Raw genomic sequence first — 26,617 nt, 5'->3', positions numbered from 1 at the left:
GTTTGAGAGAGTTTATACTCGACCGGAAAATTAAGTTCCGTATGTTCCGCTTAAATCTTGATTTGAGGGCCCGGCCTAGCCAGTCTTCAGGCGTGATTCTTGCTTCGATAAGCGATCACATGCCGGTCAATCCCGGCCAAATCCGGTACGATCCGTACCTCGTCCCAGTCGGCCGCCCGCTCCAGCAAACAGCGCACCTCGTCCGCCTGTCCTTGGCCGACCTCGAAGCCGACTAGCGCGGGCAGCGCCGGCAGCTCGCCCAGCTGCGCCGTCAGGCGGCGGTACGGCTCCAGCCCGTCCGCTCCGCCGTACAATGCCGTCTGCGGCTCGAACAGCCGCACCTCCGGCTGCAGCCCCGCCTCATCCGCCTCCGGAATGTACGGCGGATTGGACACCACCAGATCGAGCCGCTCGCCGCGCTCGATCCATGGGCCGAGCAGGTCCCCTTCCACGAAGGCGACCCGCTCGGCCACCCCGTTGCGCTCGGCATTCGCTCGCGCCACCGCCAGCGCGTCCGGCGCGATGTCCGACGCCGTCACGCGCCACGAAGGGCACTGCACCGCGAGGCTCACCGCGATCGCGCCGCTGCCCGTGCCGACGTCTGCGATCGTCGGCGAAGCCACACCCGCGGCGCCCGGCCTGTGCGAGGCCCCGCCGAAGAGCTGCCGCCCGAGCAGGACCACCTGCTCGACTAGCAGCTCCGTCTCCGGCCGCGGGATGAGCACCGCCGGCGTCACCGTGAAGGGGAGCCCGTAGAACTCCTGCTCCCCGATGATATACTGCACCGGCTCGCCGCTCGCCTTGCGCTCCAGCAGCCGCTGCCAGTCCGCCTCCCGCTCCCGCGGGAACGGCTCCGGCCAGCGCAGCAGAAGCCCGCTGCGGCTCTCGCCCAGCAGGTGCTCCAGCAGCCGGCCGGCGTTGGCCTCCGGCTCCCGCACCCCGTGCTGCCGCAAAAAAGAAGAAGCCTCGGCATAGGCTTCACGTATCGTTATCCGCCGCTCGTCACGCACCGGCGTATTCTCCTTTTTCCATCTGCTCGGTTTGCGAGGCGATCGTCAGTGCTGAAATGATCTCTTCCATATCGCCGTTCAGCACGGCGTCAAGCCGGTGCAGCGTCAAGCCTATGCGGTGATCGGTCACCCGGCTTTGCGGGAAGTTGTACGTACGAATCCGCTCCGAGCGGTCGCCCGTGCCGACCTTGCTCTTCCGTTCGGCACCGTACTTTTCCATTTCTTCCTGCTGCATCTTGTCGTAAATCCGTGCGCGCAGTACCTGCAGCGCCTTCTCTTTGTTCGAGTTTTGCGATTTGCCATCCTGACAGGTCGCCACGATCCCGGTAGGGATGTGCGTCACCCGAACGGCCGATTTCGTCGTATTGACGGACTGTCCGCCCGCGCCGCTCGAACAGAACGTGTCGACGCGAATGTCCGAATCATTGATCTCGATATCAAAGTCTTCCATCTCCGGCATAACCGCTACCGTTGACGTCGACGTATGGATGCGCCCGCCCGACTCCGTCGTCGGAATGCGCTGCACGCGGTGCGCCCCGCTCTCGAACTTCAACTTGCTGTAAGCACCCTTGCCGTTCACCAGGAAGATGATCTCTTTGAAGCCGCCGAGATCGTTCATGTTGATGTCCATCACTTCCGTACGCCAGCCCTGCGCATCGGCAAACTTGGAGTACATCCGGTACAGGTCGGCCGCAAATAAAGCCGCCTCGTCCCCGCCGGCCGCGCCGCGGATTTCCACAATGACGTTCTTGTCGTCGTTAGGGTCCTTCGGCATCATGAGAACCTTAATGCGTTCCTCAAGCTCCGTCTTGCGCTCCGACAGCTCGTCGAGCTCCATTTTTACGAGCTCCTTCATTTCGTCGTCAAGCTTTTCGTTCTGCATCGCCCGCGCCGCTTCGTATTGCTCGGAGACGCTTTTATACTCCATATAGGCGTCGTACGTCTCCTGCAGGTCGGACTGCTCCTTGGAATATTCCCGCAGCTTCTTCGCGTCCCCCGCAACATCCGGGTCACACAGCAGCTCACTCAACTTTTCATAACGGTCGGCCAATGCTTGAAGCCGGTCCAGCATCGTCATTCACCCTTTCTTTTGTTCCGTTTGTCGTAAGTTTGCCCGTTCCGGTTCCTTTACAGCTCCCGTGGAGCCCACAACCTTCTCTCCCGGCTGCTGCCCCGCTCTCCGTTTCACCGCGAATCGCGCGGCCGAAGCAAGAGACGGTCCCCTAAGTCCCTCAGCCCAGCCTCGCTATACGTTGAAACGGAAGTGCATGACGTCGCCGTCCTGAACGACATATTCCTTGCCTTCCAGACGCAGCTGTCCTTTTTCCTTCGCCGCATTCATCGAGCCGGACCCGATCAAATCTTCGTACCCGACGACTTCCGCCCGGATAAACCCGCGCTCGAAGTCCGTATGAATTACCGCCGCCGCTTGCGGGGCTTTCGTACCCATGCGGATCGTCCACGCACGCACTTCTTGCACGCCAGCCGTAAAATACGTATACAAACCAAGCAGCTTGTAAGCCGCTTTAATCAGACGGTTCAAACCGGACTCCTGCAGCCCCAGCTCCTCAAGGAACATCGCCTTGTCTTCGCCTTCCAGCTCTGCGATCTCCGATTCGACCTTCGCGCTGATCGGCACGACTTCCGCGCCTTCCAGCGCCGCGTATTCGCGTACCTTCTGCACGTACGGATTGCCTTCGGCGTCGGCCACTTCCGATTCGCTCACATTGGCCGCGTACAGCACCGGCTTCATCGTCAACAGATGCAGATCGCGGATCAGCAGCTTCTCTTCGTCGCTGAGTTCCACGCTGCGCGCCGGTTTATCGTTGTAGAGCGCTTCTTTGATCCGTTCGAGCGTTTCGACCTCTTGCGCGTACTTTTTGTCGCCGCCCTTCATGTTTTTGCGGGAGCGATCAATGCGCTTATCGACGGAATCCACGTCCGCCAAAATCAGTTCCAGGTTAATCGTCTCGATATCGCTGATCGGATCGACCGTGCCCGAAACGTGGGTAATGTTCTCGTCCTGGAAGCAGCGCACGACGTGCACGATCGCATCCACCTCGCGGATGTGCGCCAAAAATTTATTGCCTAGTCCTTCGCCTTTGCTTGCGCCTTTAACCAGGCCCGCGATATCGACGAATTCGAATGCCGTCGGCACGATGCGGTTCGGATTCACGATCTCGGCCAACCGGTCAAGACGCTCGTCCGGCACCTCGACGACACCGACGTTCGGATCTATAGTACAAAACGGGTAGTTCGCCGACTCCGCTCCGGCTTGCGTAATCGCGTTAAACAACGTAGATTTGCCAACGTTCGGCAGTCCGACGATCCCTGCTTTCAATGCCATGAAAAGGACAACTCCTTCAGTGTATTTCTAAGCAAATTCCTAACTTAAAATTATACTACAAAACCGGCCTTTGTGTCACCACATGCCCGCACAGCAAAAAATACCGGCTTCGCATTACGCAAGGCCGGCTCTATTCGCTCCGCTCTCGTTTGCAGCCTACTCTTCCGGCTGACCGGAAGCCTTTCTGAGCTCGTTCGCCAGCCGATGAAATTCCGCCTGGCCTTCCGTATCGTCAATCGCCAAATACGACGCAGACAAAAAATGGATCAGCTTATTCGCATCCTCCACGCTGAGAAGCGCATCCGGCGGGTCCGGCGTAACGCTGGAAGCGTACTCGTCCGCTACGTCCTGCAGAAAATCGTCAAACGTTTTGCCAAGCAGTCTCAGCGGCTCCTTGGGGTCCGTGCGCCGTGCGGGATCAAGCATGTAGTGGCCGGCAATATCCGTCTCCGGGTTCAAGCCATATCGGTAGCAGGCATACGCCAATACCCAAACATATCGTTTATACGCTTCCGCCAGATTGATGCTTCCGCCGTAACAAAGCTCGACCGCACCGGCCGCATCGTTGGCATCCGCACCGTAACGGTCGTTGTCCGTCGTTACGTTATACACAACGTGATACGCCTTCTCCGGAGCCCCCGTCAAAAACGGGATGCACTCGATAATCTCCCGGTCGTCCACAAATAAATGCGCCGAAGCCGACATGTCGTTTCGGGTCCGTTCGTAATACGCTACGTTGGATGCAGCCGTCGCGCCGGGATTGCCCGTATCGTGCGCCACCATGAAGCGGCACGGGTCCAGAGCAAGAACCGGGCGGCGTTGGCTCGGCCCCGTCAAATACCGGGGAACGATCTCGTATTTCATCGTAAACGCCATGCTGTTCACCACCTCGAAGCTTTTATCTTTATGATATGCTTCAAGTTGCCGACCAGTCCGGCGCGTTTGCCGATGAAGGCTGCGCCTTTTTTTACTCTTCCCGTTTCTGCGCAAAATGCGTCTCGACCTGCTTTTTCAGGATGAATGCGCGCAGCGAATTGGCTTTATCCGCGGCCAGCTCGTCGAAATGGGCCCCGTAATAGCAGCCGAACTCCACCGGCTCCGTCCGTATAATTTCCGCACGGCAGTGCATAGAGAAGCCAAGGTCGAGATGCAGCTGTACCAGTGCGTCCCGGTCCAACTCGACGGGCTCTTCTATGATAAAACCGATCCCGCTGAGACTGATGTTTTTAACGGTAAGCGGAATCTGCCCCTCCGGTACCTGCCAGGAACCGTCCTCGTTGCGGTACGAAACGAGAGCGCCCTTTTGATTCACATGGACCCGGGGATGCTCGCGCTTTTCTGCGAACCGGTTCTGATGCTGGGGCGGAATGAGGACCATGACCACGCCCTGATCCTTGGCAACGACCGTCGACTCGAAAGGGTAAAAACCGCCCGGCGAATAAATCGTCAGCTTGACCGCATCCCCCAATTCGAACGCCTTGTACTCCGACATTTCGATTTCAAGAATATCCCCTTCGACGTACGTCAATGTCCCGGTGGACACAAATTTCTCTTTCTCCACTACAATGCGGCTGTTCAGCATAACCGTGCCGGAGCTGCGGTGTCTTTCTTTGGAATTGTTAAAATTGCGGGAAACAGCCGGTGTGTTCATCCGCTACGTCACCATCCTTGATTTTTAAGTGATGTCCTTGGCGCAAAAAAGGCCGCCTCCCCCGTAACAGAAGAAACAGCCGGCGAATTCCGCATCTTTTCGGCGGCCAGGCTGTCGTAGTCCGTATGCGGACCTTAGACCCTAAGCTTTGCGTCGCTGCCTTTCGGCAGGTTTGCCATGAACGAATGGTTGCAATACTTTATTATCATTATCGTATATGTAAAAACAATCAATTATAGGACAATTTGCCTAATCGATACTATATTTAGTATACCGATCCCATCATCATCGTTCAATGATATCGCCAAAATTCATTTTTTCTTAATAATTCACAATGGGGATAACTTTGCTATTCACATCTTCAACAACCTGTGGATAACTGCAAAATTCGTTTTATTCCTTGCTATTTCGACTCGAATTATCTACAATGAATTGAAAATAGTGCTTTTTATCCACAATCTTATCCACAGCGTGTTAACAACGAATACTTGTTCGAGAACACATTGTGCACTTACGATAATCGAGGTGTCCGGTTTGTCCGCAGCATTATGGGAAGAACATTTGCCTTTTATGAAAGCCGCGATCGAAGAAGCGCAGAAAGCGGAAGCAATACGCGAAGTCCCGATCGGGGCGGTCGTCGTGCTCGGCGACGAGATCATCGGCCGCGGCCACAATGTCCGTGAAACGACGCGGGACCCGCTGGCGCATGCCGAGCTGATCGCGATTAAGCAGGCGAGCGAGCATCTGGATGCCTGGCGTCTGCTGAACTGCCGGCTCTATGTTACATTGGAGCCTTGTCCGATGTGCGCGGGTGCGATCGTGCAAGCCCGAATCAGCCAAGTCGTCTTCGGTACACCGGACCCCAAGGCCGGCTGCGCAGGCACGCTGATGAACCTGCTTCAAGAAGACCGGTTCAATCATCGGGTCGAAGTGATCGGCGGGGTGATGCAGCAGGAATGCGGAACGATGCTGACACAGTTTTTCCGCAAGCTGCGGGGAAAAGAGTAAACGCCGGCTTCTACTTCAAGCTGCCACAATTTGAGGCGGTAAAAAAGAGGCCGTCCTCTTTACATTTTCTTAGGACAATGGTAGAATAAAAAAGCTTCGTGCTTAGGCACACCGACGAGACGTGGCTCAGCTTGGTAGAGCGCTTGGTTCGGGACCAAGAGGTCGCAGGTTCAAATCCTGTCGTCTCGATACTTTTAAGACAAGAATTGCGGTCATGAGACCGCAATTTTTTTTATTTTCTTTTACGAAAAATATGCGCTACGTCTTTTTTATGAAAAGTCGTTCCAAGATACGCCGCAAATCGTTCGAGACAATCGAGTATGCTCTCTTTCATCGGAATCGTTATGGAACCGGAATCTTCCCACCACCAATTTTTTATGGCAAGCGGGGCGCCGCTTTTGTGCTGTTGAGGCTCGAATCGGGCTACGATTCGATCGCCATAAAGGACCGGCAGCACATAGTATCCGAATTTCCGTTCCGCGGCCGGCTTATAAACTTCCCACCGGTATTCGAAATCAAATAGCGCTTGAATCAGATTGCGGTCCCATAACATATTATCCAGAGGAGCAAGTATACTTGACCGTTCCATGGCCGGATTTTCCGAAAAAGCTTTGTTCAGAAGCTCCAAGTCCGTACTTCGGATATACAGGGGATGCTCCAGATCTTCCACATGGATTTTAACGATTCTATTTCCACTCGACAATCTATCAAAAGCTCCGTTTCGCTGCGGGCTCTTCATGCCGCTAATGCCAAGCCAGCCGTCGCTGGGCCGGTTCCACAGCATGCCAATACTTCCGATACGACGAAGCACGTTCCAATCATAGTATTGCTCGTCAGACTTGAACGGTTCCTGTGCGCAATATAGTTCTTCTGCAAGATGTCTCTCTGCCAAATCATAATATTTGCGAGTGTTGACCTTATGATGAATCACGAGAAGTCCCGCGTAATTCATCCCTTCCAATGCGGCCCGGGCTAGTCTGGTCGGTCCCCATCCCCAGTCGATTTTTTCATCAAGATTAAGATCTCCGGAGCAAAGAGCGCCCCGGTCCTTGATCTCTTCGTATATTTTGTCCACTGTGCTTTGACGGGCAGCGCACCAAGCTCGATATTTATTTCGAAATTTCGTGAAATAAGGCCAATCCTCTATGGGGAAGATGGCCATATTTTTATCCCAGTAATCAATCAGCTGCCGTTCGTTATATAACAGATCCCGGAGCATGCTGCGATTGAAATCCTTGATTCGGCTCTGAAGCACAAGCTCCGGATTCATCCCGACCACATTGAGAGGGTCGAACTGGATGCACCCCACACGGCGGATATAAGAAACGACTCCCTCCGGACCGGCAAATTGAAAATCGCCGTGCAGTCCGTGGTAATATAATAAAAACTTTCTGGCTTGCGACTTGGTTAGCAGAATAGGGGTCAATCGTTTCACCTCGAATTACAAATAACGAACTTATGTTCCTATATTATATTCCACTTTGTTCCAAACTGGCAAGCCATTTTCTTAGACTGAACAAAAAGAGCTTTGGCCAGGCATCCCACCCGGCTTCAAAGCTCTGTCGCGCTACTCTTTAATTTTTCCCATTGGCCCGGTTATAATCCGCCAACGCCTTGTTGATTCGGACAACCATGCTGGCGATGGCCTTATCGATGTCCTTCTTGTCGGTGACGTAACCCAAAATTTCTTCTTTCATCGCGGTGCTGATTTCGCTCGATACCGCATTCATCGGCTCTTGCGTATCCGGCGAAGAAGCATGCAACTGGTTGATAGCCGTCTTAAACAGCGGATTTTTGTCCAGATGCGCTTTCATATTCGGGAGATCGTACGTCTTCAAATTGACCGGAAAATAGCCCGTCCCGGAATGCCATACGAACTGGGTTTCCGCAGACGTACTGTATTTCATATATTCTCTGGCCGCATCGATCTTGGCTTTGTCGCCGCGGTCCATCGTGTATAATGCGGAGCCTCCGACAGCAACGCCGCCCTTATCGCCCGCATCCACTTTCGGAAGGAACGCCGTTCCTACTTCGAACTTCCCGCCGACGGCGTTCAGCACGCCTTTGAGCCCGGCCGTCGAATTCACGAACATGGCAAGCTTTCCTGCGGCGAATTCTTCGTTCTGATTCGTCTCCGTTCCCGTCTGGATTCCGCCGTTTCCGACCGCTTTTTTCCACTCCGTCATAAATTTCTTCATCGTCCCGTTCGAGTCGAACTCCACGGCGGTCATCGTATTGGAGCGGCCGTTTTTGTTATTCCCGATATATCCGCCCTGCATGCCGATCCAGCTGGACAGATGATACAAGTCCGGCGTTCCGGAAAAGCCCCACTGGCTGGTCTGCGTACCGTTCTTCTTCGTCAGCTTGGCGGCAAACTGCCCCAGCTCGTCGATCGTCGCCGGAGGCTGCTCGGGATTCAAACCCGCTTCCTTAAACAAATTTTTGTTATAGTACAGCAGAATGGTAGAGTTGGCAAACGGCACGCCGATGAGCTTGCCATTGTAGCTGAAGGAGGCCACGACATTCGGCTCCAGATCCGCTATGCGAAAAGAAGTATCTTGGTCGGCCAACGTCTGCGCCGGAACCACATAAGGGATGTCCTTCATGTAGGCCGTTTCCGAAGCGGGAGACTGCACGATATCCGGCAAGTTTTTGACATCCTTGGCCTGCACCGCGGCTCTTACTTTTTTCATCAAATCGCCGTAGCTGCCTTGAAAGACAGGCGTAATAACGATGCCTTTCTCCTTGCCGACCGTATCGTTGAAGGTCTGCGCCACTTTCTTGACGACCTCCTCGTTGGCGCCGCCCATCGCGTGCCAGAAGGTCAGGTTCACCGGGCCTGTACTCGTCGTCGACGGAACTGCGCTGCTGTCGGGTGTCGCCTTGGCGCTCGGATTCGCGCCGCCTCCGCATGCGGTCAATACATTAAGAGCTGTCAATACGCTGACTAGGGTGATCATAGGCTTTTTCATTTGGTTATCCTCCTTGGGTAGTGGCTAGATTGCGAATCCTTTATCCTTTTAAGCCGCCTGACGTTACGCCGAAGACGAGCTGTTTCTGGAAGAAGACGAAGACCAGGACCGATGGAATGAGGATCACGGTTACACCGGCCATAATCGGTCCGTACACCATCCCTTCCGGGAATTGCAGCATCGTAATGCCAACCTGCACGGTTCTCATCTGTTCCGAGTTCGTCACCAGCAGCGGCCACAGGTATGTATTCCAAAGACCGATAAACGATGTAATCGTGATCGAAGATAAGACAGGCACGGACATCGGCAGCAAAATTTGCGCAAAAAACCGCATATCGCCGCAGCCGTCCACAAACGCCGCATCTCTGTAATCCCTCGGCACGGTCATGAAGTGCTGCCGCAGCATAAACATGAACACCGCAGCCACCAGCATGACGATCATGACGCCGCCGTATGTATTGATCAGCCCCATCTGGGCGACCGTAATATAGTTGGTAATAATGAGCATGTCCCCCGGGATCATCATCGTTCCGAGGATCAGCAAGAACCATCCTTTCTTCCACCGGAACTCCATAAACGCAAAGGCATACGCCGCCAAGCTGCTCGTAATCAACCGCCCGATTGTGCCGATAACCGCGATCAGGAACGAGTTCCACATAAACGTGAAAATCGGCGTCGAGGTAAATACCGTTTTGTAATTATCCAAAAATAACGTGCTGGGAAACAGCTTGGGCGGATAGGAGCCGAGATCGGAAGGACTCATCAAGCTGACTCCGATGCAATAAATGAGCGGGAAAATGACGACCAGACCCGCCAGCATAGAGATTACAAGCACTCCCCAATCGTACAGCCGCTTCGTTGCCATCATGTGTAATGCACCCCTTTCTTCTCGTACGCGAAGGTGATCAGCGTAAAGATCATGACGATGAAGAAAATGATGACGGCGATGGCGCTTCCGTATCCGTACTTGCCCTTCTCGAAGGCTTCCGTGTACATCCAGTACACCATCGTCTCCGTGGCGCCCAGCGGCCCGCCTTTGGTCAGAATCGATACGGGACCGAACACCAGCAAGGAGCCGATCAAGTCGGTACACAGCAGAAAAAACAACGTCGGCGAGATAAGCGGCAGCTTGATTCGAATGAGCTTCTGCATGTAGCTGCTTCCTTCCATTTCGGCCGATTCCAGCAGCTCCTGCGGGACGTTCCTAAGGGCGGCTAGCAAAAACAAGAAGCTGAACCCGATGCTCATCCACACCGAGATGATCGCAATGCCCGTTAGCGCATATTTTTCATCGCCGAACCAGTTTAAGCCAAGTCCGGTAATATAGTTAAACATCCCGATTGTCGGATTCATGAGCAGTTGGAAGATCATGACCGCCGACGACATGGAGACGGCCATCGGCAAGGCGAACATCACTTGATAGATTCGGCTGCCTTTCCTAGCCTTCTCCGCCAGCAGCGCCAAGGTCAGCGTGATCAACAGCGTAGCGGGGACTGTCAGAATAGTGAATTGCAGCGTATTCAGCAATGCGCGGAGCAGCCGCTCATCCTGGAATGCTTCGACAAAGTTTTCCAACCCAACGAACTCCACCGGATTGCCGAGCATGTCCACCAGCGTAAAGCCCAAAACCATCGTTTTGACAAAAGGGTAGTAGTTGAAGAGAAGCACCAATACGACACAGGGCAAAATAAACAAATAGGGCTTCAGCATCCGCCCGATTTTGCTGCCGGTCTGCTTGCGAGCGGCTTCTTTAAACGTCGGCTTGGAAGCGTAAGAAGCGTCCGGATTCATCAAGATTCCTCCCCTCCCGGGGCGCCGTCCGGCAGCACTTCTCCGATGGACTCCCTCCACAGTTCATGCATCCCCATCGACACGGCTACCGCCCCGCTTTGCAGCGCCTCCTTGATTTGCTCCCGGGTTTGGATTAAGCCACCCGCAATAATCGGGATATTCGTCTCCTGCCGGTACATAGCGATGTATTCCGGCAGCAGCGCAGGCATGATCTCAATCGCATTTGGCTGAGTTTCCTGCACCGATTTGAGGCCCGATTTGACCGAATCGCTATCGAATAAAAACACCCGCTGAATCGTAAGCAGGCCCTCCTTCTTGGCGAGCTTGATCAGCTGATTCCTCGTCGTCACAATGCCGTCAGGCTTGACGCAGGTGGCCAGAAAAGCCATCCCTTCACTATCCTGACTTAGTCCTCCGAGCCGTTCAACGTGAAGAAATACGGGAATCCTGTTCTTTTTGTACAAGTCTACAAAGCTTTTAATGTTGCCGATGTTGCCGATCGAAAGCACCACCGCGCCGACCTTGGCCTTTGCAGCCTTCTCCAGCGTCTTGTGCTCCTTAACCGATGCAATCATCCGGTTTCTACGCAATCTTTCCAAAAAATCCAGATCCCGCATACCCTTCAGCCCGCCTTTCTGACACAAAAAAACCTTAAATAGACTTTTTCAACCCGCAGCTTCGGGAAAAAATCTAATTAAGGTTTCTCCATGTGACTCCAACCTATCGGATTTATTTACTTGTTCGGTTACAGCATACCCCTCGTATGTTAGAGCAAGTTTAACCCGGTCTAAAGATATTGTTAACGCAGGCATCGGCGGCAAGAGAAAATCGCTATACTCGTACTTTCCGTACCGTTTCATTTATAATAAAAACGAGAGCTTCATGGTTGTGGAAAAGGAGAGTCAAAATGGAAATAGTCGTTTCAAAAGCCGCTGCGGAGCAAAAATCTGTCGTGCGAAATTTGCTGGAGCTGTATAAATACGATTTTACCGAATTCGATCCGGAAGATGTGAACGAACACGGCCTATTCGAATATCCGTATCTGGATCATTATTGGACGGAGGAAGGAAGACATCCTTTCCTCGTTCATGTGGACGGGAAACTGGCCGGTTTTGCCTTGATTCGGGAAATTGGGTCGGATGAACCGGTGTATTCGGTCGCTGAATTTTTCGTCATGAAAAAATACCGCCGGCACGGCGTCGGACGGGAGATGGCCTTTGATTTGTTTAACCGGTTTCCGGGTCAATGGGAAGTAGCGCAAATGGAGGAGAACGAGCCGGCCCAGACGTTCTGGAGACGGATCATTGACGAGTATACGAAGGGCAGCTATCAGGAAATGACGAGAGACGATTGGGAAGGACCCGTTCAAACCTTTCGGTCGTTGCCGTAAAAAACAGCGGCCCTCTCCTTATCAGCTTTCGGAGAGATGGCCGCTGATTGGATGCTAAGTGGACCGTGAATACACGGTCCACTTTTGGATAGTCGGAACGGAAGCCCTCTCTGCCAGGACTAGGCTGCTGCCAGCACACCCCCGAGAAAAATAAGCGGCTCAACGTACCTGCGCGCCATGGTCTCATGAACGACCCCCTCTGCCCTTTTTATTTCCAAGCAGAAGCCGGATGCCCCCGCCAATCAGCAGCACCGAGATGACGAACGTCTGGAAATACTGGTCGAACCATAGCATGACCTGCCGCTGCAGTTTTTCGGAAAGCCAAATATCCAGCGTACTCAACAGCACGCGATCTAGCAAATAGTACGCCCCCAGCGCAAGCAATCCGTACCCGAGCCACCGCTGATGGTGCAGCAGCCAGCCGACAACCGGTACATCCCTTAATTCCTCACGGCCGACCTTAGACACCATCTGAAGTGCGTCGAAGAAGCTGAAAAACCATAGGATCGGAATCAGGAACATGAACAGCGACAGCCGCATTACATCCATGATATAGATGCAGAACAGAAAGGCCGCCATGAGCTGCAGGCCGCGCTTCTGCAGGCCCAAGTACATATGCCCCGCCCCGGGGAAAATCGAGAGCAGCGTAGCCAGCGTTTTATTCTTCTTGCCCGACTCCCGGCTCTCTTGAAATTCTTCAAAGATCGTCCGGTCCGTCAGGACCTCTCCCCGCTCCTTTCGTCCATACTGCTGCACGCAGTCGAACATACAGTACAGCCAAATGACCGGCAGCGCGCCGAGGAATACCAGAAATACGTCGCGGTGCGTAATGACGCTGAGGAAGAAGATCATCACCGTCAGTCCGAAGAACAAGACCATAAAGCCGAGCCCGCGCTGCATTAACCCGAGGTGGAGATGGCCAAGCCCTGGAACGAAAGAAAGCACAATGGTGCGAAACCGGTCGTTCATCGGAGCCGCGGCCTCATGCGACCAAGACCGGTAACTTCCATCTGCAGGTCCATAGGGCTGGTCTTGCGCGATGTGGGATTGCCGATAAGCTGGAGGACGTCCGCCCCGGGTGAGCAGAAAGAACACCATATCGAGAACGTTTACGACGGCAATTGCAAGGGCAATTAACAAAATGAAGAACGCGTCGCGCCCTCCGTATTGCGTACCGAGAATGAAGGTCAGCAGCAGCAAGCCAAAAAATGCAAACCCGTATACCAACCCCCGGAATGCGCGTCCCATATACAAATGGCCTAGTCCGGGAATGAACGACAGCAGAAACGCCGCCACCGGACTTTTATATGTGTTCATCGGGTACCTCCTCTTTCATGTTTCGGTTGAATGGAATCGAGCAAGCCGATCGTTTTCTCCAGTAAGATTTCGGAAAACGGAACGTAGGCTTCCGTCTGATCGGACGCGGAATAGGACATGCGGCCGGGCTCCGGATGGCCCATGAGCGAGTGGAACACGCCGGTGCTCATTAAGAGCAGCGTGATGGCCGCAGCAACAGCATAATGGAAGAAGGGACTCTGCGTCCAGGGGATACGTCGTTTGCTCTCTGCCAGTGGGATCGCCGGAGTATCTTCGGCCTCGGAAGCCAGCGGCTGCTCTTCCGTCCAACGCTGCATGACCGCAGCGGCAAAAACATCCGTATCCGGTAGTGCCGGCAGGCTGTCTGCCATTTGCCCTATACACTCCATGTACAGCTCCAAGCAGGCGTCGCAGCCGTCCAGATGGGCCTCACAGCGCTCCCTCTCCTCCGGCGGCAACGCATCGTTCACATACTGCATCCAAATGTTCAGCGGCCTGTGTTGATTCATTCCCATTCCTCCTCCTTCCAAACCTTCCGCATATATTGCTTTGCCCGGTACAGCTTCGATTCCACCGTTTTGATCGCGACCTGCTGCTCTTCGGCGATCTGTTGATAGCTTTTTTCCTCGATATAAAAGGCGACCACGACATCACGGTAATTTTCCGGAAGATGATCCAGACGTTCACGAACGTACGTACTTCTCTCGCGTCGAATGACCTGCGTCTCTACGGAACTGCTCTGGAGCGGTTCGGGAAGCGTGTGTTCCTCCCAGTCATCCGTTAACTCTTCTTTCTTGCGATTCTGCGACCGTTTGAAATCGATCGCTTTATTGACGGCGATTCGCGTGAGCCAAGTTTTGAATCCTTGGTACCGGTACTGGGGGAGAGACGCATATATTTTCAGCAGCGCTTCCTGCGTGACGTCTTCTGCATCTTTCGTCGAACGCAATACCCCGTAGACCGCTTGGAACAAATAATTTCCGTATTTGTCCACCAGTTCACGGAAAGCATCCGCGTCGCCCGATACAATGCGCGCAATCCATGCTTCTTCTGTAATCGTTCTCCCCCTCCCTTCTCTGCGAATAGACGAACCGGGGCTAATCAAACCCTGCATTATTTTTTTGAAACTTAAAAAAAATATCTTTTTATTGTAACGGTCACCCCTAACAAGAACAATGGAAAACAAAATAAGAGCCGGACAACGCCCGGCTCCTGTAACCTGATATGAATCATTAAATGCAGCATATCAGCCCGCTGCGGCTTGAGACGTTCCTCGGCTCCATTCGTACTAATTGCTTTGAGATGGGCCCGATTGCTGCAGGATCGGCGTATCCAGCGAACCTCCTCCTACCGGGCGGTAAGCGATATTTTGCAAAGCTTGCTCGCCCAAGCGCTCTTTCAATTGCTGCTTGTATAGGCTGAGCGGCGTCACGTGGCGCCCATGCAACTCCCAGTAAGCGTCCTTGCGCGGCCTTGTATCGTAATCCGTATCCGGCAAAAATCCGGGAACCTTCTCTCCGACATGGCCGATCGCATAGTTTTGGGCCGTCGGCGGTTGCTGGCTCGTCAGCTTGCCTTCGGTATTCCATGTCACATAGTTCGCACCTGCCCAGCCGTGGCCGCTTCCCAGCCAACCTCTGTCCCGTATCATGATCGGGGATTTGATATTGTCGAACAGACCGCCGACGGACCAGCGATGATGCGGCTCGCTTGTGTTGTAGTCGATCCGGCTCTCGCCTTCGAGAAATACGTTAGGCCCCTGCACGCGGCTGTCCACCACATAGCCATGCCTTGCCGTCTCCGCATACGTGCGCTGCACCAAATTTTGCTGCCCTTGAATGTAGTAGGCATAACGTCGTCCGCCTGTAATAATACTGACCATATCGAACACTTTGGAGTCCTGTACGGTTACCCATTTTGCGTTGCGGCCCATTTGCACCAAAGCATAGGCCAAGTGGTATCCGGTCACGTCCCGGACCCAGGCATTTTTCACGCTGTTCATCATGACAAAGCGCTCGGTATGCTTCTCATCGGCATAATACGGATCGGTCTTGCCGTTATCCATGGCCGTATCGATGACGGACGGATCAAAAGCCGAATCCACCCGCATCTTCTCCACGCCGACCTTTTCGATCCGCTCGTCGTCATTGTATTTATAGAGCTGTCCGCCGCCCCAACGAAGCTCGATGCTGTTCGCCAGCGGCGCGTCCACCGTAATTTCATTGCCGTTAATGCCGGTAATGACGCGGTCAAAATCAAGGTTAAACGGCCCCCATTGACTCACGGTGCCTCCCGGCCGTTTATAAATATAATCCATGCCGATTTCGGTAATAAAACGGGCATTGCCGATCCGGCGCACGATCACTTTATCGCCTACTTTATAGGCGCTGGCGTCTTTCACGTGAAACGTTCTCGCCCCGGAAGGGACATACAGGTCCGTAACGTCCGTCATGGAGGCGTTATCGATGACCGGCCCTTTGGAGGAGCCGATTTCGATCAGATTGCGCGGTTTGTTCCCCGAGCCGAACAGGAGCGTACCTCCTTCGTCCTGCCCTTCCCCACGCAGCACGACGCCGCTCGTTCGTACGTACAGCGTGCCTTCGATCTCGTAGCGTCCCTTCTTCAGCAGTACCGCTCCGCGGAAGCCGTCGGGCCCGATCGGCATTTGGGACACCTGATCGATCGCTTGCTGGATTCGCGCCGTAGCGTCGCCTTCTCCCGGCTCGACGGTTACCCGGGCCTGTACATCCGGAAGTTGGACCCCGCCACCCATATACCCGGCGTTCGAGAAATCGATCACCCGGTTGCCTTTATAGTCCGGGACATACACAAGCTTCCCGTCAGGTCCCGTATACGCAATGCTGCTCTGCCCTTCCGGAATCGCAGCCGAATCCATCACCGTAAAATAGAACACGTCATAGGCCGGAGGCAGACCTTCTCTTTGCAGCGTCAACCGGATTTCGTAGCTCCCGGATTGATTAGCTTTGAACAGGAGCGTGACGTTCTTCGTTTCCGACTTGTTCACAGCTACTTTCGGAATAACTGCAACAGGCTGACCGTTTCGGACCACTCTCCCGCTCACGTCCAGCTTCACATTTGCCTGCACCGACACGGCCGGAAAATCGTCACCGGGCTGAAGTACCGCTGGCTGGCCGATCTCCGTCTTCATACGAGGGTGAACAAGTGAAGTATTCGCAATCAAGGCTTCCGCCAAAAACTCGTTCGGATCTTTGACCAAGATCCAAATATCCGGAGTAGTCAGCGTCAGGTCCTTGGTGACCTCTACTTCCGTATACACCGTGCTCGCTCCGGCCTGAAGCGCCGTAACGGTTCCGTTCTGCTCCACCGTGATGAACTTCGTATTCGTTTTTAGCGTTTTGTTATACTTGGACAAATCGACGATATCGCCGTTCTTTCGCTTTCCTTTCAAGCTCAGCGACAGTGTTCTCGACTCGCCCTTTTTCAGCTCAATCGCTTCGTTTACGGCATAAGGCTGCCCGTTCCCCTTATCGAAGTAAACGCTTGCCAAGTCCGACGGAACAACAGGTTCCTCCGGATTCGGTCCCGGGCCGTCCCCAGTCTCCCGGTAAACGCCCCATTCGAACAAATTGACATTGCTGTTCTTGCTAAGCGTAATATCCAGCTTCACGTACCGTGCGGAGGTATCCTTAAACCGGATTTTATCCTGTACGGTCAAATTGCCTTTCTTGGACGCAACTTCTTGCCAAGTCGTACCGTCCGACGACACAAGTGCACTTACAGCCGACACCATGTCCACACTCCGAAACGATACTGTAAATGTATTGAACGTTTCCGCCTTCCCCAAATCCGCCGAGATCCACACATTCATATCCTCCCGGTCTTTCGCCAGGGGCTGCCAGAACGTCGAGGCATCGCCGTCGACGGCGGCTGTCCCCGGTCCGGTGGAGCTTGCTTGCGAGCTTGTTTGGACCGGCTTATTCCGTACCAGATTGACAGGCTGTTCTGACGCCTCCGTTTTCATAGCCGGCATTCCAAGCGTTACGGCTAAGATAAAAGAAAGGGGGAAACCTATCCACTTGCGCCAAGCCATAATGCATACCTCCGATTTCAATGAATTTTGGAAAACGCTTGCAAGAAAACCATACCAAACTTTTCCTCGTGTGGAATGTGCTAATTTATGCTCGACCTGTATATTTTTTCGTTTCATCCTGCAGTCCGTCAACGGAGATCGACTTTATTCCCTTTGCGCGGTATGGTATAATGAGTATTGCTTCAATTGAGTCCCCGTAGCTCAACAGGATAGAGCAGTCCTCTCCTAAAGGACCGATAGAGGTTCGAGTCCTCTCGGGGACGTAGAATACTTATGTAAGATCCGACGACAGCAAAAACAGAGGCCCTGAAAAGAACCTCTGTTTTTTTATGCCCGTGCAGGCGTGCATTAAAAAACGTTCCTCATGCCATACTAGCGTTGAGGTGACGCCTATGGTCAGCAGGAACGATTCGGATGAAGAGATTTACATTTTCAACAACGAAGCGATTAATGATGTCAAACCAGACGCCACCGGCGAATTGGGCTCTTCGAAACGGACGGATGTCTCTGAAACGCCGAAAAATCAACCAAACGAGCAAGCATGATTAACGGCCAAGAGCCCGCAGTACGATTTCGTTTCGTGCCGCAGGCTCTTGTTCTTCATTCGGTTAAAATGAGCGGGCCGTCGCTGGTAATGGCAATCGTATGTTCAAATTGCGCCGACAAGCTACCGTCGTACGTTCTGGCGGTCCAGCCGTCGAAGTCGATAAACATTTCATGCTTCCCAGCGTTGATCATCGGCTCGATCGTGATCACCATGCCCTCCTGCAGCAAAAATCCGCGTCCCGGCTTACCGACATGCGCAAAGGAAGGCTCTTCGTGCATTTCGCGGCCGATGCCGTGTCCGACCAAATCGCGAACGATGGAAAAGCCCGCCTGCTGAGCGTGCTGCTGCACCACATGCATGACGTCCCCGATTCGATTGCCGACAATAGCTTTGGGGATGGACAGATCCAGACACTCCTTCGTGACGCGCACCAACCGCTCCGCTTCCTCCGATATTTTTCCGACGGCATACGTACGGCAAGAGTCGGCCATCCACCCATCGTAGCTGCAGACAATATCCATCTTTAAAATATCCCCCTCCTGCAGCGGCTCTTCGCTGGGAAAGCCGTGGGCAATAACATCGTTCACGGAAGCGCAGGTGGCGAACGGATATCCTTTGTAGCCCTTGGTCACTTGTTTTGCACCATGCTCATTTATGAACCGTTCGGCAAAATCATTGATTTCAAGCGTCGTCAGCCCGGGACGAACCATCTTGGTGATTTCTTGATGGCATTTGGCTAAAACGGCTCCAGCTTTGGCCATTAAAGCAATTTCTTGCGGCGTTTTCAAATGAATCATCAGACCACTCCCCCCTCCGACGATCATTGATTGCGTGCAACGTGGAGGAATCCCGATGCATGGCAGGCAACAGTCGGTTTCAAACTATTTTACGACGATTCCCCGTGTCCTGCCACTCAGGTCAAGAAAAGCTCTTTTCGATTACAAACCCACGCAAGGACTTGTGCATTATGACGCAAAAGGTGATTTATATCACGCAAAAAATGCATTCTCTTTTGGTGCACTCTATGGTAAAATAAGGTTTCAATCACAAAATCGAGGTGGACATGATGCCGGCAAACAGCTGCTATTACATCATTTATGATGAATACTCCATTTCCATTTGTACCATGTTGGACGATGTATGTGATGCGATAGCAGGCGGGTCTTCGTTATACGGATATGCAGATAACGAAGAGATGGCTCACTTGTTATTGAATGAATGCTTTCTTAGGGTGGAGAGAGAAAAAAACAATCTATAACCACGTAATATAAAAACGACAGCCTCTTACAAAAAGTAAGAGGCTTATTTGTATTACCCTTCGCCGTTATTTTGACGGCTATGGTTTTGATTTTTTACTTTTTTCGAACCGGACAAGGGAACGTTCGGCTGACGGCTCTCTTCCCGGTTGTGCCGGCCGCTAGGAGGGTTGACAGGCTGTGGAATATCTTTAGGCATCGTGAGACCTTCTCCCTTCAGTCGATATCGGACATCGGCTCATGAGGCGGTTTATTGTGGTTTAAGGCATCCTGGTGCCGATGATCGTTGGTTTGCTGCTGCACTTGTTGAGCTTGATGGCTGGTTACCGTCTTTTTGTCCAAATCTTTCACGACATTTTGCAAATTTTTATCGACGCTGCTTTTGTTTTGAGTCATGACTTGACCTTCCTCCGTTTTAGCTATGCGTAAAAGCATGAAGCTGCTGGGCACATTCGTGGATATGCCTTACGTAATCGTCCACAAGCGTTTGAATGACGTCGGTCCGCTCGTCGACAGCCGTCCCTTCCCTCTCTACGTCGACCAACTCCACCTGCACTTCCCGCGAATCGACATACGTACACTTAAAATCGAAGCTGTAATTGCTACGTCCAGCTGTCGCGATATGAACCCGGATAACGTTTGGTTCCGCTTCATCGGCCTTCACTTCCGCACGGTCCGAGGCGTTTAGGACGGTCGGCATCGTTCTCGCCCAAGCTTCCGCCAAACGTTGGTTGTCCACTTGCAAGCTGTCCTTTTTACTCATAAGTCACACCTCCATGGTTGTTAACATGCGAAGTCCGTGACCTTCCTATACCAAGGACGAAGCAGTAAAAAAAGCCATCAAAAAAACGCCCCCTCATTTGGGGTCGCAACTTGTATGTATAGCGGAGAGGGTGGGATACGCCCACTTCGTGGCCGACTGCGATGTAGCCCTATCGAAGCTTAGGCTCCGACGAACCTCCGGTTCTCATCCCACCTGCTTGCTCCCCTATACAAAAAACGACCCCTTATTTGGGGTCGTATACTTTGTATGTATGGCGGAGAGGGTGGGATGCGGCCACTTCGTGGCCGACTGCGATGTATTCCTACCGAAGCTTAGGCTCCGACGAACCTCCGGTTCTCATCCCACCTGCTTGCTCCCCTATACAAAAAACGACCCCTTATTTGGGGTCGCATACTTTGTATGTATGGCGGAGAGGGTGGGATTCGAACCCACGGTGCCCTCACGAACACGGCGGTTTTCAAGACCGCTGCCTTAAACCACTCGACCACCTCTCCGGGTGACACCAAGCATTGTATCATAAATCAAAAAGCTTTATCAAGCTCTATTTCTTGCTGATCCGTGTAACATTCCCCATATAAGGCTGCAACACTTCCGGAATCAACACGCTGCCGTCTTCCTGCTGATAATTTTCGAGAATCGCCGCGACCGTCCGGCCCAGCGCCAGACCCGATCCGTTCAGGGTATGAACGAATTCCGGCTTCGCTTTCGCATCGCGGCGGAAGCGGATGTTCGCACGGCGCGCCTGGAAATCTTCGAAGTTGCTACACGACGAAATTTCACGGTACGTGTTGCTGCTAGGCAGCCATACTTCCAGATCATACGTCTTCGACGAGGAGAAGCCCAAATCGCCCGTACAAAGCGCCATAACGCGGTAAGGAAGCTTCAGGAGCTGCAGTACCTTTTCCGCCTCGCCAGTCAGCTTCTCGAGCTCCTCGTTGGATTGCTCCGGCAGAACCATTTTCACGAGCTCTACCTTGTTGAATTGATGCTGACGAATGAGTCCGCGAGTGTCGCGCCCGGCCGAACCGGCTTCGGAACGGAAACAAGCGCTGAACGCCACGAAATATTTCGGTAGATCCTCCAAAGCCAAAATGTCGTCCCGATGGTAATTCGTCACCGGCACTTCGGCGGTCGGAATCATGAAATAGTCCGAACCTTCGATTTTAAACACATCTTCTGCGAACTTCGGCAGCTGCCCGGTACCCGTGAGGCTGTCGCGGTTTACGAGGTAAGGAGGAAGCATCTCCGTATACCCGTGCTCGTCCGCATGCAGGTCCATCATAAAGTTGATCAGAGCCCGCTCCAGACGCGCCCCAAGCCCTTTGTAGAACACAAACCGGGAGCCCGTAACCTTCGCCGCCGACTCAAAATCCAAAATATCCAGCTCTTGCGCCGTTTCCCAGTGAGGCTTCGGCTCGAAAGAAAAAGACGGCACCTCGCCAACCCGGCGAATTTCCACGTTATTCTCTTCCGAACCGCCTACCGGCACGTCCGTTTGCGGCATATTCGGAATCGCCAGAAGGATGGCATCCAGCTCACCTTCCAGACCGCGGATTTCCTCATCCAGCGACTTGATACGATCGCCGACAACCTTCATCTCTTCGATCAAGTGATCGGCGTTTTCTTTCGCCTTTTTCAGCTGCGCCACTTCTTGCGAAACGACGTTTCTGCGGTTTTTCAATTGCTCCGTTTCTTGCAAAAGCTCTCTGCGCTTCAAATCCAGACTAGTAAAACGGTCCAGCTCTTCGAGGTTTTTGCCTCGGTTAGCCATTCCTTGTTTTACCTTGTCCAAATCCGCTCGCAGCAATTTTATATCTAACAAGGAGATCCCTCCTGCTTCGTCTCACGTACCATGTCCAAAAAATAAGCATGCATCCGTTCATCGTCGGTCAGCTCCGGATGAAACGACGCAGCCAGCAGGTGCCCTTGACGGGCTGCAACGATCTGGTCACGGTACGTCGCCAACACGTCCACGCCTTCGCCTACCTGTTCGATCAGAGGCGCACGGATGAATACCGCACGCACATCGTGATCGATGCCCTTAATATCCAAGTCCGTTTCAAAGCTTTCCCGCTGCCGGCCAAAAGCATTGCGCGCAACCTGAATATCCATCAGCCCAAGGTGAGCCTCTTCCTGCCCTGCAATATGCTTTGCGAGCACAATCAGTCCTGCACATGTGCCGAAAAGCGGCTTGCCCTGCCGCGAAAACTCGCGTAGGGCATCTATGAATTGATAGGTTCGCATTAGCTTGCCGATCGTCGTGCTCTCGCCACCCGGAATAATGATTCCGTCGATCTCCGCCAATTGCTCCGTCCGCTTCACCGCGACGCCGGTGCCACCGGCTTTTTCGATCATGCGGATATGCTCGACTACGGCGCCCTGCAGCGCCAAAACACCTATGTTCATCCCTCTATACCTTCTTCCCGAGAAACAAGCTCCAGCCGGCTTACCAGCCGCGCTCCTGCATCCGTTCGGATACATGCAGCTTGGAAATTTCGATCCCCTTCATCGGCGTACCGAGGTTTTTCGAAATATTGGCAATCAGCTCATAATCCGTATAATGCGTTGTTGCCTCAACGATCGCTTTCGCGAACTTCTCCGGATTTTCCGATTTGAAAATACCCGAGCCTACAAATACGCCATCGGAGCCCAAATGCATCATGAGCGCGGCGTCTGCTGGAGTCGCTACACCGCCGGCAGCAAAGTTGACGACCGGCAATTTTCCGGTTTCGTGCACTTGCAGCAGCAGCTCGTAAGGAGCGCCCAAGTTTTTGGCTTCTGCCATCAGCTCGTCCTTCGACAAGCTTTGGATTTTGCGAATTTGGCCGGTGATCATACGCATATGACGAACAGCCTCGACAATATTGCCCGTTCCCGGCTCGCCCTTCGTACGGATCATCGATGCGCCTTCCCCGATCCGGCGAAGCGCCTCGCCGAGGTCTCTAGCGCCACACACGAAAGGAACCGTAAATTCTCTTTTGTTGATGTGAAATACTTCATCGGCAGGAGTCAATACTTCGCTCTCGTCGATGTAATCCACGCCCATCGATTCGAGTACTTTTGCTTCAACAAAATGTCCGATACGTGCCTTGGCCATAACCGGAATGGAAACAACTTTCATGACTTCTTCCACAATGGTAGGGTCGGCCATCCGGGCAACGCCGCCAGCCGCGCGAATATCCGAAGGAACTCTTTCCAAAGCCATAACGGCAGAAGCGCCCGCAGCTTCAGCAATACGCGCTTGCTCTGCGCTCATGACGTCCATAATGACGCCGCCTTTTTGCATTTCAGCCATACCTTTTTTAACGCGGGATGTACCTGTTTCCATATCCGATTCCTCCTGGGAACATATCGTTAATATTACTTCTATCCACTTGAAATTAGGACAAACTACTAAACAATTATTTTACAGCAAGCGCTTCAAATTAACAACCCGTTTACCTTGTTTTTATCCCTTTTTGGCGCCGCTGAACAGATCGACGAAGAAGTCTTTAACCGCCCGGAAAAACAACCGGAACCAACTTCCCTTTTCGGCTTTCTCCGAAGCGACGAGATTGACCGGATATTCTTTGCCGCCATACGTCACTTTTGCCGTTCCAAGCACTTGCCCTTGCTCGATTGGTGCCACAAGCTTGCTCTCATCTGTCAGGGGCTCGGCCGTGATTTGAAATTGCTCTTTCGGTGTGCCTTTTTTCGCGATAACTTTAAGCTCCGATTGCGTAACGACGGGAACCTCCGTAGCCACGCCTTTTTTAATATTGACTGTTTTCAGCTCTTTTATTTCCTGCTTCGCATTCAGCACCGGTACGAATTCAAAATTGTTAAAGCCATAATCCAGCACTTTGCGCGTTTCATTAAAGCGGTCCGGCTCCTTCGGTGCCCCCATAACGACACTGATTAACCGCATTCCGTTGCGTTCGGCCGTACCTGTGAAGCAATACTTAGCTTCGTTGGTGCTACCTGTTTTTAGCCCATCCAGTCCCTGATAAGCGTACTTCTTGAAGTTAACGTTATCCTTGTTCCCTTCCAGCATCCAGTTCCAGTTAATCATCGGAGATTTGTCCTTCTCGCGGAACTTTCTGGACGGAGTCGCCGTGTATTTCAATACTTCCTTATGATCCTTGATGATATTATAGGCGATAATAGCGGCATCTCTAGCCGTCAGCATCGTCTCGCCTTGAATTCCGGTAGGCGCATATTTCCCCATATCCGCTCTTGGCAAGCCGGTTGCGTTAATAAAATGAGCCTTGTCCGAAAGTCCGAATTCTTTAGCCTTGGTGTTCATTAAGTTGGCAAAATTTTCCTCGTCTCCGGCAATTTTCTCTGCTAAAGCCACCGATGCGTCATTGGCCGAATAAATCGACATCGCGGCAAACATGTCATCTACCGTCGCTTGTTCATTCAAAGCCAGCAGACCGCCCGAACCGATGACATCCGCCGCATTTTGGGTTGTATTCACCATTTCCGTCGAACTAAGCTTTCCGCTTTTAATAGCTTCCATCACCAAATATTCGGTCATCATCTTCGACATACTGGCGGGAGGGTAAGCTTCGTCTGCATTCATTTCATATAAGACTTGCCCGGTACTCGCTTCCATAAGAATCGCAGATCTGACATTGAGCTTCAAATCTACCGGGGCGTCCGCCGCAAATACAGAAGCGGATTGTACCAGAACAAGAGTGGCATTCAGCAAAAGAGTGGCAGCTACAATCGAACAAATGCGTTTTACTTTAAAAAACAACCAACTCACTCCTAAAAAAAATTTTATAAAAAATACGTACGTTTAATTGTACCACAAGCCTCTTTCGCTTTACAAAAGCAAAACGGAAGCCCCAGGCTTCCGTTCTCTGCTGCACGACCCGTTCGTAGGACTACAACGAATAGTTCGGTGCTTCTTTTGTTATTTGGACGTCATGCGGATGGCTTTCCCGAAGGCCCGCCCCAGTGATGCGGATAAAGGATGTATCATTGACAAGCGCTGAGATATCTTTAGCCCCGCAGTAGCCCATCCCGGAACGCAATCCGCCAACCAGCTGATAAAGCGTATCGGCCAACGGTCCTTTGTAAGCAACCCGGCCCTCGATACCTTCCGGTACAAGCTTGCTTTCGTTCTCTTGGAAATAGCGGTCTTTGCTGCCTTCTTTCATAGCACCAATCGATCCCATTCCCCGATAAACCTTATAGCGGCGGCCTTGGAAAATTTCCGATTCGCCCGGGCTCTCTTCCGTACCGGCGAATAAGCTGCCCATCATGACGGCGCTCGCGCCAGCTGCGATCGCTTTGACCACATCGCCAGAATATTTAATACCACCGTCAGCAATGATCGGTACATTGTACTGGCGCGCAACCGTCGCACAATCGTAAATCGCCGTAATTTGCGGTACGCCAATACCTGCGATAACCCGCGTCGTACAAATGGAGCCTGGTCCGATTCCGACCTTCACAATGCTTGCTCCGGCCTCGATCAGATCTCTCGTCGCTTCGCCAGTCGCCACATTGCCCGCGCAAATTGGCAGGTCAGGGTACTGCTCGCGAATTTTACGAACGGTATTAATAATATTGATATGGTGTCCGTGCGCCGAGTCAACGACGATCAGATCCGCACCGGCTTCAACCAATGCCGCCGTACGTTCCATAACATCCTTGGATACGCCTACCGCAGCACCTGCCAGCAGGCGGCCATGCTTGTCTTTTGCCGAGTTCGGGAACTGAATGGCTTTCTCGATATCCTTGATCGTAATCAGGCCCTTAAGAATCCCGTTCTCGTCGACCAGAGGAAGCTTCTCGATCTTATGCTGCTGCAGAATGCCTTCCGCTTGTTGAAGCGTCGTACCGACAGGAGCCGTGACGAGATTTTCTTTCGTCATGACTTCTTTAATTTTGATCGAATAATCATGAACGAAGCGCAGATCCCGGTTTGTTAAAATACCGACAAGCTTGTTGTTCTCATCGCAAATCGGTACGCCGGAAATCCGATATTTCGCCATCAGCGCTTCGGCATCGTAGACATGATGCTCCGGAGTAAGGGAGAACGGATTAGTGATTACGCCGCTTTCCGAACGCTTTACGCGATCCACTTCCTCCGCTTGCTGCGCAATCGTCATATTCTTGTGGATGACCCCGATTCCGCCTTCTCGAGCGATAGCGATTGCCAAAGCCGATTCCGTTACCGTATCCATGGCCGAGCTTACAAAAGGAATGTTCAGATTGATCTGGTTTGTCAATTTCGTCGATATGTCGATTTCCTTACCGAACACATCCGATTTTCTCGGTACCAGCAATACATCGTCAAATGTCAAACCTTCTTTGGCAAACTTAGTCTCCCACACAAAAATAATCCTCCTTATTTTAATTACATGCTGTACATGCCGCAAGATATTAATAGCAATCTTATCAAAAGCCCATTTTTAGTGTCAAGCAAAAAGTCATGAAGTTTCCATGGCAATTTGTATTTAGTATGCCAATTTCCATA

General features: G+C 52.6%; 26 protein-coding genes, 3 tRNA genes and 1 riboswitch. Of the genes, 5 read left to right on the top strand and 24 right to left on the bottom strand.

What is annotated here, in order from left to right; genetic code table 11:
* Positions 1–86: 86 nt before the first annotated feature.
* The 5 genes from prmC to QMG93_RS23295 form a co-directional block, all read right to left on the bottom strand.
* The gene (gene prmC / locus QMG93_RS23315; RefSeq protein ID WP_281940759.1) at positions 87–1,010 is read right to left on the bottom strand and encodes a peptide chain release factor N(5)-glutamine methyltransferase; all 924 of its coding nucleotides are present in this window, start codon (positions 1,008–1,010) and stop codon (positions 87–89) included.
* Entirely contained in the window at positions 1,003–2,082 is a 1,080-nt protein-coding gene (prfA, locus tag QMG93_RS23310) for a peptide chain release factor 1 (protein WP_010500457.1), read from the bottom strand. Before prfA ends, prmC begins: the two co-directional genes overlap by 8 nt.
* A gap of 174 nt (positions 2,083–2,256) precedes the next feature.
* A complete protein-coding gene (ychF, locus tag QMG93_RS23305) occupies positions 2,257–3,357 on the bottom strand; it encodes a redox-regulated ATPase YchF (RefSeq protein WP_281940758.1) in 1,101 nt (366 codons plus the stop codon).
* 156 nt (positions 3,358–3,513) lie between these two features.
* Positions 3,514–4,233, bottom strand: a complete 720-nt coding sequence (locus QMG93_RS23300) for an N-acetylmuramoyl-L-alanine amidase family protein (RefSeq protein WP_281940756.1) — start codon at positions 4,231–4,233, stop codon at positions 3,514–3,516.
* A 91-nt stretch (positions 4,234–4,324) separates the two neighbouring features.
* Positions 4,325–5,008: a flagellar brake protein gene (locus tag QMG93_RS23295; RefSeq protein ID WP_281940754.1), complete on the bottom strand. Its 684-nt coding sequence runs from the start codon at positions 5,006–5,008 to the stop codon at positions 4,325–4,327.
* A gap of 98 nt (positions 5,009–5,106) precedes the next feature.
* A riboswitch (cyclic di-GMP riboswitch) is annotated at positions 5,107–5,195 on the bottom strand.
* Between the two features lie 347 nt (positions 5,196–5,542).
* On the opposite strand from QMG93_RS23295, the gene tadA reads away from it, so the two are divergent.
* Together tadA and QMG93_RS23285 are read left to right on the top strand one after the other, a co-directional pair.
* Positions 5,543–6,016 (top strand): tRNA adenosine(34) deaminase TadA, encoded by a 474-nt coding sequence (tadA, locus tag QMG93_RS23290; RefSeq protein WP_281940753.1) that lies wholly within the window; start codon positions 5,543–5,545, stop codon positions 6,014–6,016.
* A 115-nt stretch (positions 6,017–6,131) separates the two neighbouring features.
* A tRNA-Pro gene (locus QMG93_RS23285) sits at positions 6,132–6,205 on the top strand.
* 43 nt (positions 6,206–6,248) lie between these two features.
* Here the strand turns inward: QMG93_RS23285 and QMG93_RS23280 are convergent.
* The 5 genes from QMG93_RS23280 to QMG93_RS23260 all read right to left on the bottom strand — a co-directional run bounded on the left by QMG93_RS23280 (position 6,249) and on the right by QMG93_RS23260 (position 11,396).
* Positions 6,249–7,451: a winged helix-turn-helix domain-containing protein gene (locus tag QMG93_RS23280; RefSeq protein WP_281940751.1), complete on the bottom strand. Its 1,203-nt coding sequence runs from the start codon at positions 7,449–7,451 to the stop codon at positions 6,249–6,251.
* A 139-nt stretch (positions 7,452–7,590) separates the two neighbouring features.
* Positions 7,591–8,988, bottom strand: a complete 1,398-nt coding sequence (locus QMG93_RS23275) for an ABC transporter substrate-binding protein (RefSeq protein WP_281940750.1) — start codon at positions 8,986–8,988, stop codon at positions 7,591–7,593.
* Positions 8,989–9,028: 40 nt separating this feature from the next.
* Positions 9,029–9,856: a carbohydrate ABC transporter permease gene (locus tag QMG93_RS23270; protein WP_281940749.1), complete on the bottom strand. Its 828-nt coding sequence runs from the start codon at positions 9,854–9,856 to the stop codon at positions 9,029–9,031.
* A complete protein-coding gene (locus QMG93_RS23265; RefSeq protein ID WP_281940884.1) occupies positions 9,853–10,779 on the bottom strand; it encodes a carbohydrate ABC transporter permease in 927 nt (308 codons plus the stop codon). Before QMG93_RS23265 ends, QMG93_RS23270 begins: the two co-directional genes overlap by 4 nt.
* The gene (locus QMG93_RS23260) at positions 10,779–11,396 is read right to left on the bottom strand and encodes a glycerol-3-phosphate responsive antiterminator (RefSeq protein WP_281940748.1); all 618 of its coding nucleotides are present in this window, start codon (positions 11,394–11,396) and stop codon (positions 10,779–10,781) included. The genes QMG93_RS23265 and QMG93_RS23260 overlap by 1 nt, the downstream gene beginning before the upstream one ends.
* Positions 11,397–11,686: 290 nt before the next feature.
* Here QMG93_RS23260 and QMG93_RS23255 point away from each other — a divergent pair, with 290 nt between their 5' ends.
* Positions 11,687–12,169, top strand: a complete 483-nt coding sequence (locus tag QMG93_RS23255) for a GNAT family N-acetyltransferase (protein ID WP_281940746.1) — start codon at positions 11,687–11,689, stop codon at positions 12,167–12,169.
* Between the two features lie 183 nt (positions 12,170–12,352).
* Here the strand turns inward: QMG93_RS23255 and QMG93_RS23250 are convergent, their stop codons facing one another.
* The 4 genes from QMG93_RS23250 to QMG93_RS23235 form a co-directional block, all read right to left on the bottom strand.
* The gene (locus QMG93_RS23250) at positions 12,353–13,486 is read right to left on the bottom strand and encodes a hypothetical protein (RefSeq protein ID WP_281940744.1); all 1,134 of its coding nucleotides are present in this window, start codon (positions 13,484–13,486) and stop codon (positions 12,353–12,355) included.
* A complete protein-coding gene (locus QMG93_RS23245) occupies positions 13,483–13,995 on the bottom strand; it encodes an anti-sigma factor family protein (RefSeq protein WP_281940742.1) in 513 nt (170 codons plus the stop codon). The genes QMG93_RS23250 and QMG93_RS23245 overlap by 4 nt, the downstream gene beginning before the upstream one ends.
* Positions 13,992–14,600 (bottom strand): RNA polymerase sigma factor, encoded by a 609-nt coding sequence (locus tag QMG93_RS23240; RefSeq protein WP_281940740.1) that lies wholly within the window; start codon positions 14,598–14,600, stop codon positions 13,992–13,994. The genes QMG93_RS23245 and QMG93_RS23240 overlap by 4 nt, the downstream gene beginning before the upstream one ends.
* A gap of 174 nt (positions 14,601–14,774) precedes the next feature.
* Complete coding sequence (locus tag QMG93_RS23235; protein ID WP_281940738.1) at positions 14,775–17,558, bottom strand: discoidin domain-containing protein; 2,784 nt, start codon at positions 17,556–17,558, stop codon at positions 14,775–14,777.
* Positions 17,559–17,748: 190 nt separating this feature from the next.
* Between QMG93_RS23235 and QMG93_RS23230 the strand changes: the two genes are divergently transcribed.
* Positions 17,749–17,821: transfer RNA gene (locus tag QMG93_RS23230), tRNA-Arg, on the top strand.
* 337 nt (positions 17,822–18,158) lie between these two features.
* On the opposite strand, the gene map is transcribed toward QMG93_RS23230, so the two are convergent.
* On the bottom strand, positions 18,159–18,902 hold the full coding sequence (gene map, locus QMG93_RS23225; protein WP_281940736.1) for a type I methionyl aminopeptidase: 744 nt from the start codon (positions 18,900–18,902) through the stop codon (positions 18,159–18,161).
* 55 nt (positions 18,903–18,957) lie between these two features.
* Here map and QMG93_RS23220 point away from each other — a divergent pair, with 55 nt between their 5' ends.
* Positions 18,958–19,206, top strand: coding sequence for a hypothetical protein (locus QMG93_RS23220; RefSeq protein WP_281940734.1), 249 nt, complete (start codon positions 18,958–18,960; stop codon positions 19,204–19,206).
* A gap of 210 nt (positions 19,207–19,416) precedes the next feature.
* On the opposite strand, the gene QMG93_RS23215 is transcribed toward QMG93_RS23220, so the two are convergent.
* The 9 genes from QMG93_RS23215 to guaB form a co-directional block, all read right to left on the bottom strand.
* A complete protein-coding gene (locus tag QMG93_RS23215; protein WP_010500477.1) occupies positions 19,417–19,560 on the bottom strand; it encodes a small acid-soluble spore protein P in 144 nt (47 codons plus the stop codon).
* 17 nt (positions 19,561–19,577) lie between these two features.
* Positions 19,578–19,757 (bottom strand): hypothetical protein, encoded by a 180-nt coding sequence (locus QMG93_RS23210; RefSeq protein ID WP_281940731.1) that lies wholly within the window; start codon positions 19,755–19,757, stop codon positions 19,578–19,580.
* Between the two features lie 19 nt (positions 19,758–19,776).
* Complete coding sequence (locus QMG93_RS23205) at positions 19,777–20,124, bottom strand: hypothetical protein (RefSeq protein ID WP_281940730.1); 348 nt, start codon at positions 20,122–20,124, stop codon at positions 19,777–19,779.
* 425 nt (positions 20,125–20,549) lie between these two features.
* Positions 20,550–20,639 (bottom strand) — tRNA-Ser (locus tag QMG93_RS23200).
* Positions 20,640–20,686: 47 nt separating this feature from the next.
* The gene (gene serS, locus QMG93_RS23195) at positions 20,687–21,967 is read right to left on the bottom strand and encodes a serine--tRNA ligase (protein WP_281940728.1); all 1,281 of its coding nucleotides are present in this window, start codon (positions 21,965–21,967) and stop codon (positions 20,687–20,689) included.
* Positions 21,961–22,551, bottom strand: a complete 591-nt coding sequence (gene pdxT / locus QMG93_RS23190) for a pyridoxal 5'-phosphate synthase glutaminase subunit PdxT (protein WP_281940726.1) — start codon at positions 22,549–22,551, stop codon at positions 21,961–21,963. The genes serS and pdxT overlap by 7 nt, the downstream gene beginning before the upstream one ends.
* A gap of 40 nt (positions 22,552–22,591) precedes the next feature.
* A complete protein-coding gene (gene pdxS / locus QMG93_RS23185) occupies positions 22,592–23,473 on the bottom strand; it encodes a pyridoxal 5'-phosphate synthase lyase subunit PdxS (protein WP_036682696.1) in 882 nt (293 codons plus the stop codon).
* A gap of 120 nt (positions 23,474–23,593) precedes the next feature.
* Positions 23,594–24,886 (bottom strand): D-alanyl-D-alanine carboxypeptidase family protein, encoded by a 1,293-nt coding sequence (locus tag QMG93_RS23180; RefSeq protein ID WP_413789323.1) that lies wholly within the window; start codon positions 24,884–24,886, stop codon positions 23,594–23,596.
* A 130-nt stretch (positions 24,887–25,016) separates the two neighbouring features.
* Positions 25,017–26,474, bottom strand: a complete 1,458-nt coding sequence (gene guaB / locus QMG93_RS23175) for an IMP dehydrogenase (RefSeq protein WP_281940720.1) — start codon at positions 26,472–26,474, stop codon at positions 25,017–25,019.
* Positions 26,475–26,617 lie beyond the last annotated feature (143 nt).

Source organism: Paenibacillus tyrphae, assembly GCF_027925525.1.
GTDB lineage: Bacteria > Bacillota > Bacilli > Paenibacillales > NBRC-103111 > Paenibacillus_G > Paenibacillus_G tyrfis_B.
This window is presented reverse-complemented; position numbering and strand designations above follow the sequence as displayed.